Genomic DNA, 16,072 nt, shown 5'->3' with positions numbered 1-16,072 from the left:
GAGGATTTTCTCCGCCTCCGCTGCGCTTAGCGGCGCTATAGATCAGCGCCGTTGCAGCATTATGTGATCCAGCCTGAAAAATCGGCACCTGCGTCCGCAACCCCATTTACCTTCCCTTTCCCGGCAGCATAGTATGATCGGTAAATAAACGAACGCTGTTCTATAATATAGAACAAAAATGTCGAGCAATGCATCAGCAAGGAGATCTCATGCAGCAGACCGTGCAGTTCTCGGGGATTATTCCGCCTGTTTCCACCATCTTTACCGTCGACGGCCAGCTTGATAAGCCGGGCTTCGCGGCGCTTATTGACGATACGATCGCCGCGGGCGTTGACGGCCTGTTCTTCCTCGGCAGCGGCGGGGAGTTCTCGCAGCTCGGCACCGAAGAGCGCAAGGCGGTTGCGGCGTTCGCCATTGGCCACGTCGATCGGCGGGTGCCGGTTCTGATTGGCACCGGCGGCACCAACGCGCGGGAGACCGTTGAGCTCAGCCAGCATGCGCAGGCGGCGGGAGCTGACGGCATTGTGGTGATTAACCCCTACTACTGGAAAGTGTCGGAACAGAACCTGATCCGTTACTACCAGCAGGTGGCGGACTGCGTCACGCTGCCGGTGATCCTGTATAACTTCCCGGCGCTCAGCGGCCAGGACCTGACGCCGGTGCTGGTCAAAACCCTGGCGGATTCACGCAGCAATATCGTCGGCATCAAAGACACCATCGATTCTGTTGCCCACCTGCGCAGCATGATCCTGACCGTAAAATCGGCGCACCCGAACTTCTCGGTGCTCTGCGGCTACGACGATCACCTGTTCAATACGCTGCTGCTGGGCGGCGACGGGGCGATCTCGGCCAGCGCTAACTTTGCGCCGCAGCTGTCGGTGAAGCTGCTGCAGGCCTTCCGCGACGGCGACCTGGCGCAGGCGGCAAGCTATCATCAGACGCTGCTGCAAATCCCGCAGATCTACCAGCTCGATACGCCGTTCGTGAACGTGATTAAAGAGGCGACGGTCCTGTGCGGCCGGCCGCTGTCAACGCACGTGCTGCCGCCGGCCTCGCCGCTGAGTGAGGCCGGCAAGGCGCAGCTCAAAGCGCTGCTGCAACGGCTCAAGCTCTGCTGATACGGAAAAAGACGATGACCATCGACAAGATTTTCACTCCGCAGGACGATGCATTCTATGCGGTCACTACCCACGCCGCCGGCCCTCAGGGCGCGCTGCCGCTGACGCCGCAGATGCTGATGGAGTCGCCGAGCGGCAACCTGTTCGGCATGACGCAGAACGCTGGCATGGGCTGGGACGCCAACAAGCTGACGGGGAAAGAGGTGCTGATCGTCGGCACCCAGGGCGGCATTCGCGCCGGCGACGGCCGGCCGATCGCGCTGGGCTACCATACCGGGCACTGGGAGATTGGCCTGCAGATGCAGGCGGCGGCAAAGGAGATCACCCGCAGTGGCGGCATTCCCTTCGCCGCCTTCGTCAGCGATCCGTGCGACGGACGCTCCCAGGGCACCCACGGGATGTTCGACTCCCTGCCGTACCGCAACGACGCGGCGATCGTGTTTCGCCGCCTGATCCGCTCCCTGCCAACCCGGCGGGCGGTGATCGGCGTCGCCACCTGCGACAAGGGGCTGCCGGCGACGATGATCGCCCTGGCGGCGATGCATAATCTGCCGACGATCCTCGTGCCCGGCGGGGCGACGCTGCCGCCAACCTTTGGCGAAGATGCCGGAAAGGTGCAGACCATTGGCGCGCGCTACGCCAACCACGAGCTGTCGCTGCAGGAAGCGGCGGAACTCGGCTGCCGGGCCTGCGCGTCGCCGGGCGGCGGCTGCCAGTTTTTAGGCACCGCCGGGACCTCGCAGGTGGTGGCAGAAGCGCTGGGCATGGCGCTGCCGCACTCGGCGCTGGCCCCGTCCGGGCAGGACGTGTGGCTGGAGATCTCCCGCCAGTCGGCAAGGGCGGTGAGCGAGCTGGATAATCGCGGCATTACCACCCGCGATATCCTGACCGATAAGGCCATCGAAAACGCGATGGTGCTCCACGCCGCGTTTGGCGGCTCAACCAATCTGCTGCTGCATATTCCGGCCGTTGCCCACGCGGCGGGCTGCACCATTCCCGACGTCGAGCACTGGACGCGCATCAACCGCAAGGTCCCGCGGCTGGTCAGCGTGCTGCCCAACGGCCCGGACTACCATCCGACGGTGCGCGCGTTCCTCGCCGGCGGCGTGCCGGAAGTGATGCTGCACCTGCGCGATCTCGGCCTGCTGCACCTCGACGCCATGACGGTCACGGGCCAGACGGTCGGGGAAAACCTCGACTGGTGGCAGGCCTCTGAGCGTCGGCAGAAGTTCCGCCAGTGCCTGCTGGAGCAGGACGGCGTCGATCCGGATGACGTGATCCTGCCGCCGGAGCGCGCCAGGGCGAAAGGGCTCACCTCGACGGTGGCCTTCCCGGTGGGCAACATCGCGCCGGAAGGTTCGGTAGTCAAAGCCACGGCCATTGACCCGTCGGTGGTGGACGACGACGGCGTATACCGCCATACCGGCCGGGCGCGGGTATTTGTCTCGGAGGCGCGGGCGATCGGGGCGATTAAAAACGGCGAGATTGAGCGGGGCGATATCATGGTGGTGATCGGCGGCGGGCCGTCCGGCACCGGCATGGAGGAGACCTACCAGCTCACCTCGGCGCTGAAGCACGTGTCGTGGGGCAAAACGGTTTCGCTGATCACCGACGCGCGCTTCTCCGGCGTCTCGACCGGCGCCTGTTTTGGCCACGTGGCGCCCGAGGCGCTGGCGGGCGGGCCCATCGGCAGGCTGCGCGATAACGATATCATCGAGATCGTGGTTGACCGTCTTGCCCTGACCGGCAGCGTGAACTTTATCGGCACGGCGGAGGCGCGCCTGACGCCGGAGGAGGGCGCCCTGGCGCTGGCGGCGAGAGCGCCGCATCCGGATCTGCACCCTCACGATTTTTTACCGGACGATACGCGCCTCTGGGCCGCGCTGCAGTCGGTGAGCGGCGGCACCTGGAAAGGCTGTATTTATGATACCGATAAAATTATTGAGGTTATTAACGCCGGGAAAAAAGCCCTCGACCTATAAATAATTAAGCGGTTAATTTTAGCCTGCGGAAAATATTCCGCGGGCGAATTTTCGTTGCCCTAAAAAGTCTATTTATTGAGGATTTTGTTATTCAATAAGCCGTTAAAAATAAAAGCTAAAAATATTTATTCAGCTTCCTCTTTATCCCAACCCTAATCACAAAAACAAAAAAACATAATTCATAAATTAAAAATGGTCATTGCCGTAAAAACGAGCGGCTCATTACACTCTATTAACACGACAACGTGAATTAGGCACACGCATCACGGGTGTTTTCCTGACGACGCTGCGGGTATTTTTTTGCCCTCTTCAGGCCCCTGACGTTTGCATCATTCCACTCTCTGGGGTTGGGGATAAATATGCAATTAACCATGAAAGATAAAATTGGCTACGGGCTGGGCGACACCGCCTGCGGCTTTGTCTGGCAGGCGACGATGTTCTTGCTGGCCTATTTCTATACCGACGTCTTTGGGCTTTCCGCCGGGGTGATGGGCACGCTGTTCTTAATTTCGCGCGTGCTGGATGCCGTTACCGATCCGCTGATGGGGCTGCTGGTGGATCGCACCCGCACCCGCTACGGTCAGTTCCGCCCGTTCCTGTTGTGGGGGGCGATCCCGTTTGGCCTCGTCTGCATGCTGACCTTCTACACGCCGGACTTCTCCGCGCAGGGTAAAATCATCTATGCCAGCATCACCTATATCCTGCTGACGCTGGTGTACACCTTCGTCAACGTGCCCTACTGCGCGATGCCGGGGGTGATCACCGCCGATCCGAAAGAGCGCCACACGCTGCAGTCGTGGCGCTTTTTCCTCGCCGCCGCCGGATCGCTGGCGATCAGCGGTATCGCGCTGCCGCTGGTGGGGATCATCGGCAAGGGCAACGAGCAGGTGGGCTACTTTGGCGCGATGTGCGTGCTGGGGCTGACCGGCGTGGTGCTGCTGTACGTCTGCTTCTTTACCACCAAAGAGCGCTACACCTTTGAGGTGCAGCCGGGCGCTTCGGTGATGAAAGATCTCCGGCTGCTGTTCGGCAATACCCAATGGCGGATCATGTGCACCTTCAAAATGATGGCGACCTGTTCCAACGTGGTGCGCGGCGGGGCGACGCTCTACTTCGTCAAATACGTGATGGATCACCCGGAGATGGCGATGCAGTTTCTGCTGTACGGCAGCATCGCCACCATGTTCGGCTCGCTGGCCTCGTCGCGCCTGCTAGGGCGCTTCGATCGGGTGAAGGCCTTCAAAGGGATTATCGTCGTCTATTCGCTGTTAAGCCTGCTGCTGTTCTTTATCCCTGCCGAACAGATTGGGCTGATTTTCGCGCTCAACATCGTTTTCCTGTTCATCTTTAACACCACCACGCCGCTGCAGTGGCTGATGGCCTCCGACGTGGTGGATTACGAAGAGAGCCGCAGCGGCCGCCGCCTCGACGGCCTGGTGTTCTCCACCTATCTGTTCAGCCTGAAGATTGGCCTGGCGATCGGCGGCGCGGTGGTGGGCTGGGTTCTCGCCTTTGTGAACTACTCCGCCAGCAGCAGCGTGCAGCCGGTGGAAGTGCTCACCACCATTAAAATCCTGTTCTGCGTGGTGCCGGTGGTGCTCTACGTCGGCATGTTCATCATGCTCTCACTTTATAAGCTGAGCGACGAGCGCGTTGAGGCCATCAGCCGGCAGCTGCTTAAGCATCGCGCGGCGCAGAGTGAAGACGTTCCCGGCGCCGCGGCCGCAGCATCCAACTAAGAGGGAGGCAATATGTACACGATTACTAACCCGATTTTGACCGGCTTCAACCCCGACCCGTCGCTGTGCCGGCAGGGCGAGGATTACTACATCGCGACGTCCACCTTTGAGTGGTTTCCGGGCGTGCGCATTTACCACTCTCGGGATTTGAAAAACTGGTCGCTGGCCAGCACGCCTCTGGATCGCGTGTCGATGCTGGATATGAAAGGCAACCCCGACTCCGGCGGCATCTGGGCGCCGTGCCTGAGCTACGCCGACGGCCTGTTCTGGCTGCTGTATACCGATGTCAAAATCGTCGACTCGCCGTGGAAAAACGGCCGCAACTATCTGGTGACCGCCCCGTCCGTCGAAGGCCCGTGGAGCGAGCCGATTGCGATGGGCAACGGCGGCTTTGACCCGTCGCTGTTTCACGATAGCGACGGCCGCAAATACTACATCTATCGCCCGTGGGGGCCGCGCCACCACAGCGATCCGCACTGTAGCATCGTCATGCAGGAGTACTTCCCGCAGACGCAAACCCTGGCGAAGACGCGCAAAACCCTGTTTACCGGCACCGACCTGCGCTATACCGAAGGGGCGCACCTGTACCGCAAAGAGGGCTGGTACTACCTGCTAGTCGCGGAGGGCGGCACCGGCTACGAGCACGCGGTGGTGGTGCTGCGGGCGAAAAATATCGACGGGCCCTACGAGCTCTCTCCGGAGGTGACGCTGATGAGCAGCTGGCACCTGCCGGAGAACCCGCTGCAGAAAAGCGGCCACGGTTCGCTGCTGGAGACGCATACCGGCGAGTGGTATATGGCGTACCTCGTCAGCCGCCCGCAGCGCCTGCCCGGCGTGCCGCTGCTGGCATCCGGCGGGCGCGGCTACTGCTCGCTGGGGCGTGAAACCGGCATTACGCCCGTCGCCTGGCGCGACGGCTGGCCGGTTATCGAGGGCGGCAAGCACGCGGCGCTGACGGTGGCGGGGCCGCAGATGATCGAAAGCCAGGCGCCGGCTGAGCCGGCGTGGTGCGACGAGTTCGACGGCGCGACCCTCGACCCGGAGCTACAAACCCTGCGCATTCCCTTCGATGAGACGCTCGGCTCCCTCAGCGCCCGGCCGGGCTATCTGCGCCTGTACGGCAACGATTCGCTTAACTCCACCTTTACCCAGTCCACCGTGGCGCGGCGCTGGCAGCACTTTGCCTTCCGCGCCGAAACGCGGATGGAGTTTGCGCCGGAGAACTTCCAGCAGAGCGCCGGTTTAACCTGCTATTACAACAGCAAAAACTGGAGCTACTGTTTTGTCGATTTCGAAGAGGGGCGGGGCAGAACGCTGAAGGTGCTGCAGCTCGACCACAACGTGCCTTCCTGGCCGCTGCACGAGCAGCCGATCCCGGTGCCAGACGAGGCGCAGAGCCTGTGGCTGCGGGTGGACGTTGACCATCTGGTGTACCGCTACAGCTATTCGTTTGACGGCGAGAACTGGCACCGGGTGCCGATCGACTACGCGGCGTGGAAGCTGTCGGACGACTATATCGGCGGCCGCGGGTTCTTTACCGGGGCGTTCGTCGGCCTGCACTGCGAGGATATCAGCGGCGACGGCTGCTACGCTGATTTTGACTACTTCCGCTACCTGCCCTGCCGGTAGAGGACCAGGCCATCAGGCCGGGTAGCCCAGCGCTTTTGACAGCTGGCGCCCGGCCTCTTCCAGCTGCTGCCGGTAGCGGGTGAGCTCGTCGTCGTCCACCCGTGAGGTGAGGGTGGAGAGGCTCAGGGCGGCAATCACCCGCGATTCATGATTCCACACCGGCACCGCCACGCAGCGCACGCCCTGTTCGTTCTCTTCGCTATCCAGGGCGTAGCCCCGGGAGCGGGTTTGCGCCAGGACATCCAGCAGCGCCTCGCGGGAGGTGATGGTCGCGGGCGTGAAGGCGGTGTACTGATAGCCATCCAGCAGGGTATTCAGCTCGGCGTCGCTCAGCCAGGCAATCAGCACCTTGCCGATGGCGGTGGCGTGCACCGGCAGGCGGCGGCCAATGCGCGAGTAGGCGATGGCGGCGAGCCGGCCTTCAATCTTTTCTATATAGACCCCTTCGCGGCCGTCGAGGATACCGAGATGGGTGGTCTGCCCGGTATGTTGGGAGAGCTCCGTCAGCCAGCCCTTCGCCTTCTGGCGGATATCCATTGAGCCCACCACAAAGTGGCCGCGCTCCACCAGCTTCATGCCGAGGCGGTATTTGCCGTTTTCCGGGTTCTGATCGATATAGCCGTGCAGCTGCAGAGTTTTGAGCAGCGAATGGAGCGTACTTTTGCTCAGGCCCATTTGCTTGCTGATGTCGGTGATTTTGAGCTCCTTCGCCTGGTCGTTAAACAGATCGAGGATCGTCAAGGCACGTTCAACAGACTGAATAATAGGCATTATGTACGACCATTCGCGCGGGGAGAGGGTGAAAAAGTACCTTTTTTGCGCTGAAAAATCAAACGGCTGGGGTGAAAATGCCTCGTCGCCCCGCTCGGCGCGGTGCGGCCGTCGGGGCGACGAGGTGGGGGCTTACTTTATCTCCGCGAGAGCGGTTTTATCGACATACGGCTTCATCAGGGCATCGGCCTCTTTCTGCGCGGCCTGGGCCGCCGCTTCCGGGGTGACCTTCGCATCGTTGACGACCGCCGCCAGCTGGTTTTCCATCGCCTTACGTACGGCGACGGTTTCCCAGGTGGAGTACCACGGATGGGCGTATTTCAGCTGCTCCAGGGCGATGGCCGCGCGCGGGTCCTGCTGCAGATAGGCCTTCATTTCCGGCGTATCGTAGGCGGCTTTGCGCGGGGAGAAGTAGCCGGTGAAGCGGCTCCACTCGCCGTTGACCTGCGGGCTGACGAGGTAAGTGAGGAACTGATAGGCCGCCTTTTTCTGCTCGTCGGAAATGCCTTTAAAGCTCACCAGGCTGGCGCCGCCGATCGGTACCGCGCGCTGCTCTTTGGCCGGCAGCATCGCCACGCCGAGCTCGAAGTCTTTGCTGTTCTCGCGCATAAAGCCCAGCGCGCCGGTGCTCAGCATCGCCATCCCGACCTTGCCGGAGAAGAACGACGCGCTGATCTGCTTCGAGTTGAGCACGCCGGAGGGCATCACCTTGTCCTGATAGACCAGGTTCTGCCAGAAGCGCAGGGCGCCGATGGTGGTCGGGGCGTTGTAATACACCTCGCCTGGATAGTCTTCGTTAAAGTATTTCCCGCCGTTGGCACGCACCAGCGCCGAGAAGATCCAACCGCCGTAGTCGTCGTTGGTGGACGGCAGCATAATGCCCCACTGGCCTTTGCTCTCGTCGGTCAGCTTTTTGGCATCCGCCAGCAGCTCGGCCCAGGTCTGCGGCGGCTGCTTGATCCCGGCCTGCTCGAACAGGGTTTTGTTGTAGTACAGGATCGGCGTCGAGTTATGGAACGGAATGGCGTAGGTGGTGCCCATCACCTGGGCGTTTTTGTGCATCGCCGGCCAGAACTCTTTGACCAGGAAATCCCCGGCCTTCTGGTCGCCGTATTTGAACAGCTCGTCCATCGGCAGGATCTCATCTTTGAGCGCGAGGTCGGTGGTGAAGTTAGCGGACATAATCACCAGCGCCGGCGGCTGCCCGGCCTTCTGCGCCGACTCGGCTTTGATCTTGGTGGTGTCGTAGTTGCCGGTAAAGATCCCGCGCACTTCGACGTCCTGCTGCGAGTCGTTAAAGGCCTTGATGACGCGGGTCATCTCCATGGTCAGCTTGCCGTCTACCGGCGCCGGGAACATGAAATCGATCTTCTCTTTCGCCAGCGCCGCGCCGCAAAGGGCAAGGCTAAGGCTGACGGTGATGGCCGCTAAGGGCTTAAGCATGGTCAATCTCCTGGAGTAAATTATGCTGTTTCTCAGCATGAAAAAGATGAATATCCCCGGGCGAGAAGCCGAGGATCAGCGAATCGCCTTTCTCCGGCACCGCGCCGCGGTGCCGGCGGCTAAAGCGCAGGGTGCCGATGGGGGTGCTGACGTGGAGCAGGTAATCGGCCCCCATCAGTTCTCGTTGCAGCACGGTGGCGGGCAGGCGCAGGTGGCCCTCTTCCACGCGATCGCTGATATGTTCCGGGCGGATGCCCAGCCAGACGCGGGACTCGTCGCGATAGCCCGGCGGCAGCGGATGGCGCAGCTCGCCGAGCCGCACCTCGCCGTCGGCGCAGGGTAGCGACAGCAGGTTCATCGCCGGGGAGCCGATAAACCCGGCGACAAACAGATTGGCCGGGTGGGCGTAGAGGTGTTCCGGACGCCCGACCTGCTGCACGTGGCCGGCGTTCATCACCACGATGCGGTCGGCCATCGACATCGCCTCGGTCTGGTCATGGGTGACGTACACGGTGCTGGTTTTCAACTGCTGGTGGAGGTCCATAATGCTGTCGCGCACCTCGCTGCGCAGGCGGGCGTCAAGGTTGGAGAGCGGCTCATCCATCAGGAACAGCCGCGGATTGCGCACGATGGCGCGGGCCATCGCCACCCGCTGGCGCTGGCCGCCGGAGAGCTTCGCTGGCTTGCGATCCAGCAGGGCGTCCAGCTGCAGCATCTGCGCGACGTTATCCACCCGCGGCTGCCAGCTGGCCTTCTCCTCCTTGCGCACTTTCATGCCAAAGGTGATGTTGTCGCGCACCGACAGATGCGGAAACAGGGCGTAGTTCTGGAAGATCATCGCGAAGTTGCGCTCGCGCGGCGACATATCGGTGATGTTCTGCTCGTGCAGCCAGATTTCACCGTCGCTGACCCGATCGAGCCCGGCCAGCAGGCGCAGCAGGGTGCTTTTACCGCAGCCGGAGGGGCCGACCAGCACCACGAACTCGCCTTCGTGAATATCCAGCGACAGGGTGCTGAGGGCCGGCTTGCCGTCGAAGCGTTTGGTGATATTTTGCAGGCTCAGCATCGTGATTAGCGCTCTTGCGTCGGGCAGCTGATGTTTTCGTCATACAGCCACGGCCCGGCATAGTGCGCCAGCGAGTGCTGGTAGCTCACCCACTGCTCGCCCACCTGGCGGTGCATCAGGCAGGAGGCCGGCGACAGGTCGTAGTACGGGCGGGTATCTTCGTGGAAATAGGGCACCTGATGGACGGTTCCCGGCACGGTGGAGATAATCGCCTGGCGGTGCTGGGTCAGGGTCAGGCTGTGGTTGTGGCCGCAGAAAATGCGCGTCAGCGACGGGAAGCGCTCCACCAGCGCCAGCAGGCGATAGCCGTTTTCACAGGCGATGGGGTCCATCTGGGCGTTGCCCAGCGGCAGCGGCGGGTGATGCATAAATACCGTCGCGGGCTTATCGCCGCCGTCGAACAGCTGGGCTTCCAGCCATTTAATGGTCTCGTCGGTCAGCCAGCCGCTGGAGGTGCCGGCGCGGCTGGAGTCGATAAACAGCAGGCGGGTGGCAAAATCGTCCACCGCATAGCGCATGTTCTGCGGATCGCTGCCGAGCTGCGGGCACAGCGGATGCAGGTATTCGAGAAATAGCGCTTTATCGTCGTGGTTGCCGGGGATCAGATACAGCGGGTAGTTCAGGCCGCTGAGGATCTGGCGGGCCGCCTCGTACTCCTCCGGGCGGCCGCAGTTGACGATATCGCCGCTGACCACCACCGCGTCCGGACGCTCCTGCAGGGCGTTGAGCTGGGAAACCACGTCGGCGTTGGCGGCATTAACGTCGATAAAGCCGTACAGCTTCTGGCCGTGGCTGCGGAAGTGGGTATCGGAAATTTGCGCTAACAGCATCAATAACTCCTTATTTGATCCCGGAGAAGCCGAAGCTTCGCAGGAACTGTTTCTGGAAAAGGATGAACGCCAGCATCAGCGGCAGGCAGACCATCAGCGTCCCGGCGCCGATGGTGCCCCACTGGCCGCCGGATTCGGCGCCCATGGCGAAGGAGACCAGCCCCACGGTCAGCACCTGCTTATCGGGATCGTTGAGCATCATCAGCGGCCACAGGTATTCGTTCCAGTGGTAGGTAATGCTGACGGTGGCGAAGGCCAGCACCGACGGCCAGGACATCGGCAGCAGCACGCGGAACAGCACCTGCCACCAGCGGCAGCCCTCCATCAGCGCGGCCTCCTCCAGCTCTTTGGGGATGGCGAGGAACGCCTGGCGCATCAGGAACACGCCGAACGCCGAGGTGAAGTAGGGCATCATCACCCCGGTGAGGGTGTTGAGCAGGCCGAAGGTTTTCAGGGTCAGCATGTTCGGCACCATCATCACCACCGGCATGATCATCAGCTGCACCAGAAACAGCAGGAACAGGGTCTGCTTGCCGCGGAACTCGTGGCATGCGAAGACGTAGCCGGCGGTGGTGATGGTCAGCAGCTGCACGCAGAAGGTGCCGAAGGTGAAGATAATGGTGTTGGCGTAGAGGCTCAGCCAGTCGGCGCTGGCCCAGGCGTCGCGGAAGTTATCGAGGGTCAGCGGCAGTCTGGGGAGCAGCGAGGCCATATCCTCGCCGAAGGTGGTGGCGCTGAACGAGGTTGCCAGCATCCAGATAAACGGGCTCACCCACAGCAGCGCCAGGCAGCACATCAGCACGCTGAGGGTGAAGGGCTGCGAACGGCGCAGGCGCAGCCACAGCGGACGCGAGGCACCCGACGAGCGCACGGCCAGGGGCGAGATTTCAGCGCTCATGGTGGGCTCCTTTTTCCAGCAGTCTGAGGTTAAGCAGCGAGAAGGCGAACAGCCCGGCCAGCGTCAGGAAGGTGGCGGCGGAGGCTTTGCCGAGGTCGTGGGTATCCCAGGCCAGGTTCTGGATGTAGTAGAGCAGCACGGTGGTGGCGTTGTCCGGCCCGCCGCGGGTCATCACCGCCACGTGGTCAATCTGGGTGATGGAGTAGATCAGCGCCGTGGTGATGACGAAGCTCAGAGTTGGGCGCAGCAGCGGCAGGGTGACCTTAAAGAACACCTGGCTGCGGGTGGCGCCTTCCATAATCGCCGCTTCGCGGGCCGAGGCCGGGATGCTCTGCAGGCCGGCGAGGAAAAACAGCATGTAGTAGCCGGCAAACTTCCACACCCCAATCAGCGCCAGCGCCAGCAGGGCGGTGTTGCTGCGCCCCAGCCAGTTGTTGTTCATCGGGCCGACGATCTTCGCCAGGTAGTGGTCGAGCAGGCCGAGGCCGGGCATAAAGATAAACAGCCACAGCGCGGCGGCGCTGACCATCGGGATAATCATCGGGAAGAAGAAGGCGGTGCGCAGCCAGCGGTTGACGCGGTGGTTTTCGCTCAGCGCGACGGCCAGCAGCAGGGCGAGGGTCACGCCGGGCACCACCGTCAGCAGGATATAGAGCAGGTTATTGACCAGCGATTGCCAGAAGACGCCGTCGGCGAACAGGCGGGTGAAGTTATCGAGGCCGACGAACTGCGCGCCGTCGCTGACCATCCGGGTATCGAACAGGCTGTCGTAGACCGATCGCCCCAGCGGGAACCAGGTAAACAGCAGCAAAAACAGCAGCGAAGGTGACAGTATCAGCCAGGGGAGCCAGCTTTTTCTCATAACGGCGACGTCTCAATCGGGCATTGTCGAAGCACGGATTGTGAGAAGCTTTGACTGCAAAAGTATGGCGGGAAGATGACTATTTAATGACCGGGGGCGCAGCTGCCGGGCAGACGGGCCGCCCGGCTGAGAGGTTACAGACCGGTGCTCAGGCAGCGTATATGCGGCCTGAGCGCGGCGGAGATCGTCAGAAGTCGGCCTTCAGCACCACCCGATAGCGGGCCTTGCCTTCGCGCACGTGCTTGAGCGCCTCGTTGATTTGCGACATCGGGAACTGCTCGGTGATCGGCGCGACCTTGCTGCGCCCGGCGAACTTCATCAGCGCGCGCAGCTCGGACGGGTTGCCGGTCGCCGAACCGGAGATGCTGAGGTCGCCGCGGATCAGGGTAAAGGCGGGTACCGGGAACGGCTTCATCACCGCGCCGACGGTATGGAATTTGCCGCTGTAAGCCAGGGCTTCGAAGTACGGCTGCCATTCGAGATCCACCGCCACGGTGTTAATGATCAGGTCGAACTGGCCGGCCAGCGCTTTTAGGGCTTCGGGATCGCGGCTGTTGACTACGCGATCGGCGCCCATCGCCAGTACTTCCTGCTCTTTCGCCGGGTTGGAGCTGAAGGCGGTGACCTCCGCGCCCATCGCGCGCAGCAGCTTGATGGCGATGTGGCCGAGGCCGCCGATACCGATGACGCCGACGCGGCTGGTGGCGGTGACGTTGTGCATCAGCAGCGGTTTAAACACCGTGATCCCGCCGCAGAGCATCGGGCCGGCGGAGGCGATATCAATACTTTCCGGTAGCGGGATCACCCACTGCCAGTCGGCGCGCAGCTTATCGGCGAAGCCGCCGCGGTTGGCAATGGTTGGCACCGAGCCTTCCAGACATTTGATCTGGTGGCCGCTGATACAGGCGTCGCAGTGCCCGCAGCTGCGCGCCGTCCAGCCGATGCCGACCTTCTGGCCGACCTTCAGCCCTTTCTCCTGCGCCGCGCTGCCCAGCGCCGCGACGCGACCAATGATTTCATGCCCGGCAACCAGCGGGTAGCTCGACATGCCCCATTCGTTGTCGATCATCGACAGGTCCGAGTGGCAGATGCCGCAGTACTCCACCTGGACCTCGACATCTTCCGGCCGGAGTTCGCCGGCGTCGTATTCCCACAGCGACAGATCGGCGCCCGCTTCTTTGGCGGCGTAGCTTTTAATTATGCTCATGACGGTTTCCTTGGGTTTGGCGTAGATAATCAGGAAGTGTAGAGCATTGGGGATGGCACCGCCTGGCAGAAGGAGGTGTGGGAGAGGGGCGAGAAACGAAGAGCGGCCAGAGTTCCCCTCGGCGGCGAGGGGAAGGGCGCGCAGGCTCAGGCCTTCAGCAGCAGCGCATTCAGCCAGGTTTCGCTGCGGTCCGGGCGCTTATCCTGGGTTTGCCACATCCGCGTGATATCGATATCTGCCAGAGCGGCGACCAGCGCCGCGAGGCCCGCTTCATCGAGGTCGGTAAAGCGTCGCCCCTCTTTTTCGCGCTCGCCGGTTCCGTATTTAAACGAGACGTACCAGACGCCGCCGGGTTTAAGCGCCGTCGCCAGCCGCTGCATCACGCCGGGCAGCTCATCGCCAGGCACGTGCAGCAGCGATGCGCAGCACCAGATCCCATCGTAGCGCGCGGTTTCGCTGATGTCGGTAAAGCTGCGCTGGCGGACCGGCAGCCCGCTGTAGCGCGCTGCCCGCGCCACCATTTCCGAGGAGGCGTCAAAGGCCTCGACCCGATAGCCCATCTCTGCGAAAGCTTTCGCATCGCGCCCGGAACCGCAGCCGGCATCGAGGATCAGCTCCGGCGGGGTTAGCGCCTCAACGAAGAGAGCGTACAGGGAGGACATATCGACAGCGACGGTGGCGGTAAAAAAGCTGTCGGCGTTGTGTTGGTAATAGTTGATGGTCATCAGAAGATATCCGGCCCGGCGGCCTGGGGCTCCCATTCATGAAGCAGGGTAATACGCGCGGTATTCCAGGCGTTGTTTAAAAAATCATGCCGGCGCGCCGGCGTGCTCCCGGTCTGACGGATGAGTGTTTCGCGCAGCGGCAGGTGGCTGGTAATAAAATATTCGTTCCTGTCGCGCAACCGGTAGAGTAATTTTTGCGACGGCACCCGCATAAACTTGCCCCGTTCGCCGCGGTTGCAGCTCCGGCAGGCGAGGACCAGATTCCAGACGCCGTTGATATTGCCCACCTCATGACGGGCGCTCCACGGGATAAAGTGGTCGACGTCGGCCAGGTTCTCGTCGCCGCTATCGAGGCTAACCGGCGCGTAGCAGTAGAAGCATCGCCCTTTTTGGTAGCCGTTGAGGCTGTCGCGACAGCTGGAGATGGCTACCCGACGGGCGCTGCTGGCGCTGAACAGCTGCTGTTCGGCCGCATCGTACTCGATGGCGATCAGGCTGCGGGAGACGTTCATCGCCCACGCCTGCTCGACCAGCCGCCAGCGGGCCTCGGTTTCATGGATCAGGTTCGGGTACTGCTGGCGCTCCGTCAGCCGGTAAAAGCTGTCGGTCAGGCGGATGCCCTTGTGCGTCTTGCGCTCGTCGATAAAAAAGCGCTTATCGATTTCGCCCTGATTGACGTTATGAAACTTATCCAGCACCACGCTAAAGCCGAGCTTCACCGTGGCGGCGGTGAGCCGATCCTGGCTTATCTCCCGGCGGTTAAAGCTGTCGCAGGTATTAAGGAACTGGCTTCTGGCGGAGGTGATCTGCTTCGGCGCCTGCTGCAGATGGCGGCACAGATGCTGGCTGAAGGGCAGCGCCAGGTCCTCGAGCAGGATCAGGTCGCTGCCGTCGCGGCGGACGTCGTACAGGGCGTGGGCCAGCGCGAACTTATAGGAGGCGACGTTCTTGCCAAACAGAATAATGCCGCGCCAGTAGTTCTCCAGCGTGGGTTCGATCTGATAGAAACGCATAGCGGGCACCCTGTTATTGGGAAAGTATCGGCGTTATTACGCGAACCAATAACAGGATCTGATAACAAATGGCTGGAAATGTAAACCGCCCTGAAGCGTTTGCAGGTTTTTGCGAGCAGGTTCGGAGATAAGTGCCTGAGAGAGCAGGGGAGCGCGCGGGTTAGCGCGGTAAAAGGCGGGTTACGCTGTTTTTTTCGACACTTAGCGTAGCCGGCATACGCTGTTGCTTGCATGGCAGCCAACGACAGGTATAATCCACAACGTTTCCGTATCCCTTCTGTGCCGGAGTGGCGAAATCGGTAGACGCAGTTGATTCAAAATCAACCGTAGAAATACGTGCCGGTTCGAGTCCGGCCTTCGGCACCATCGGAACATCAATAGACGTCAACGGACGTCTTTTTTTGTGCCTGAAATCCAGTATCCGCAAGGCTTTCCTCGCTTTTTCACTCAACCTAAGTCAACCTGATTCAATCTACATCAACTTACTGATGCGGGTACAACTGCGGGTATTTCCCGGTTCGATAATGTTTGTACCCACACAGAACCCTTGAAAGGATACTCATCATGGCTCTGAGTGATGTGAAGGTTCGTTCGGCTAAGCCGGAAGCAAAAGCCTATAAACTTACTGACGGCGACGGTATGGTTTTGCTGGTTCACCCTAACGGCTCAAAATACTGGCGGCTTCGTTATCGTTTTGGCAGTAAGGAGAACATGCTGGCGCTGGGGGGCCGGTCACGAGGTGTCGAACGTCTTCGAAAAGGGGCATGACTGTGAACGAATCACCAGTGT

General features: G+C 61.6%; 13 protein-coding genes, 1 tRNA gene and 1 pseudogene. 6 read left to right on the top strand and 9 right to left on the bottom strand.

Going from position 1 to position 16,072, the window contains the following annotated elements:
• Positions 1-209 precede the first annotated feature (209 nt).
• The 4 genes from MMW58_RS25880 (at position 210) to MMW58_RS25865 (ending at position 6,468) form a co-directional block, all read left to right on the top strand.
• Entirely contained in the window at positions 210-1,118 is a 909-nt protein-coding gene (locus tag MMW58_RS25880) for a dihydrodipicolinate synthase family protein (protein WP_241722404.1), read from the top strand.
• A 14-nt stretch (positions 1,119-1,132) separates the two neighbouring features.
• Entirely contained in the window at positions 1,133-3,100 is a 1,968-nt protein-coding gene (locus tag MMW58_RS25875) for a YjhG/YagF family D-xylonate dehydratase (protein ID WP_241722403.1), read from the top strand.
• A 359-nt stretch (positions 3,101-3,459) separates the two neighbouring features.
• Entirely contained in the window at positions 3,460-4,839 is a 1,380-nt protein-coding gene (locus MMW58_RS25870) for a glycoside-pentoside-hexuronide (GPH):cation symporter (RefSeq protein WP_241722402.1), read from the top strand.
• 12 nt (positions 4,840-4,851) lie between these two features.
• On the top strand, positions 4,852-6,468 hold the full coding sequence (locus tag MMW58_RS25865) for a glycoside hydrolase family 43 protein (RefSeq protein ID WP_241722401.1): 1,617 nt from the start codon (positions 4,852-4,854) through the stop codon (positions 6,466-6,468).
• Between the two features lie 12 nt (positions 6,469-6,480).
• Here MMW58_RS25865 and MMW58_RS25860 read toward each other — a convergent pair whose 3' ends face one another.
• The 9 genes from MMW58_RS25860 to MMW58_RS25820 all read right to left on the bottom strand — a co-directional run bounded on the left by MMW58_RS25860 (position 6,481) and on the right by MMW58_RS25820 (position 15,283).
• Positions 6,481-7,239: an IclR family transcriptional regulator gene (locus MMW58_RS25860; protein WP_241722400.1), complete on the bottom strand. Its 759-nt coding sequence runs from the start codon at positions 7,237-7,239 to the stop codon at positions 6,481-6,483.
• 132 nt (positions 7,240-7,371) lie between these two features.
• Complete coding sequence (locus tag MMW58_RS25855; protein ID WP_159237953.1) at positions 7,372-8,682, bottom strand: ABC transporter substrate-binding protein; 1,311 nt, start codon at positions 8,680-8,682, stop codon at positions 7,372-7,374.
• The gene (locus tag MMW58_RS25850) at positions 8,675-9,748 is read right to left on the bottom strand and encodes an ABC transporter ATP-binding protein (protein ID WP_241722399.1); all 1,074 of its coding nucleotides are present in this window, start codon (positions 9,746-9,748) and stop codon (positions 8,675-8,677) included. The genes MMW58_RS25855 and MMW58_RS25850 overlap by 8 nt, the downstream gene beginning before the upstream one ends.
• A 5-nt stretch (positions 9,749-9,753) precedes the next feature.
• Positions 9,754-10,578 carry a phosphodiesterase gene (locus tag MMW58_RS25845; RefSeq protein ID WP_241722398.1) on the bottom strand — a complete coding sequence of 275 codons (825 nt, stop codon included), beginning with the start codon at positions 10,576-10,578 and terminating at the stop codon, positions 9,754-9,756.
• A 10-nt stretch (positions 10,579-10,588) separates the two neighbouring features.
• The gene (locus MMW58_RS25840; protein ID WP_133601028.1) at positions 10,589-11,476 is read right to left on the bottom strand and encodes a carbohydrate ABC transporter permease; all 888 of its coding nucleotides are present in this window, start codon (positions 11,474-11,476) and stop codon (positions 10,589-10,591) included.
• Positions 11,466-12,338 carry a carbohydrate ABC transporter permease gene (locus MMW58_RS25835; RefSeq protein ID WP_241722397.1) on the bottom strand — a complete coding sequence of 291 codons (873 nt, stop codon included), beginning with the start codon at positions 12,336-12,338 and terminating at the stop codon, positions 11,466-11,468. Before MMW58_RS25835 ends, MMW58_RS25840 begins: the two co-directional genes overlap by 11 nt.
• Before the next feature lie 187 nt (positions 12,339-12,525).
• Entirely contained in the window at positions 12,526-13,545 is a 1,020-nt protein-coding gene (ahr, locus tag MMW58_RS25830) for an NADPH-dependent aldehyde reductase Ahr (RefSeq protein WP_133601026.1), read from the bottom strand.
• A gap of 146 nt (positions 13,546-13,691) precedes the next feature.
• Positions 13,692-14,270: a class I SAM-dependent methyltransferase gene (locus tag MMW58_RS25825; protein WP_241722396.1), complete on the bottom strand. Its 579-nt coding sequence runs from the start codon at positions 14,268-14,270 to the stop codon at positions 13,692-13,694.
• The gene (locus MMW58_RS25820) at positions 14,270-15,283 is read right to left on the bottom strand and encodes an HNH endonuclease (protein WP_159237948.1); all 1,014 of its coding nucleotides are present in this window, start codon (positions 15,281-15,283) and stop codon (positions 14,270-14,272) included. The genes MMW58_RS25825 and MMW58_RS25820 overlap by 1 nt, the downstream gene beginning before the upstream one ends.
• Positions 15,284-15,564: 281 nt before the next feature.
• Here MMW58_RS25820 and MMW58_RS25815 point away from each other — a divergent pair.
• Together MMW58_RS25815 and MMW58_RS25810 are read left to right on the top strand one after the other, a co-directional pair.
• A tRNA-Leu gene (locus MMW58_RS25815) sits at positions 15,565-15,649 on the top strand.
• Positions 15,650-15,847: 198 nt separating this feature from the next.
• Positions 15,848-16,009, top strand: a pseudogene (locus tag MMW58_RS25810) (Arm DNA-binding domain-containing protein); the annotation flags it as partial.
• Positions 16,010-16,072: the final 63 nt, after the last annotated feature.

Origin of the sequence: Klebsiella sp. HC6, assembly GCF_022605325.1 — a bacterium.
GTDB classification, from domain to species: domain Bacteria; phylum Pseudomonadota; class Gammaproteobacteria; order Enterobacterales; family Enterobacteriaceae; genus Klebsiella; species Klebsiella terrigena.
This window is presented reverse-complemented; position numbering and strand designations above follow the sequence as displayed.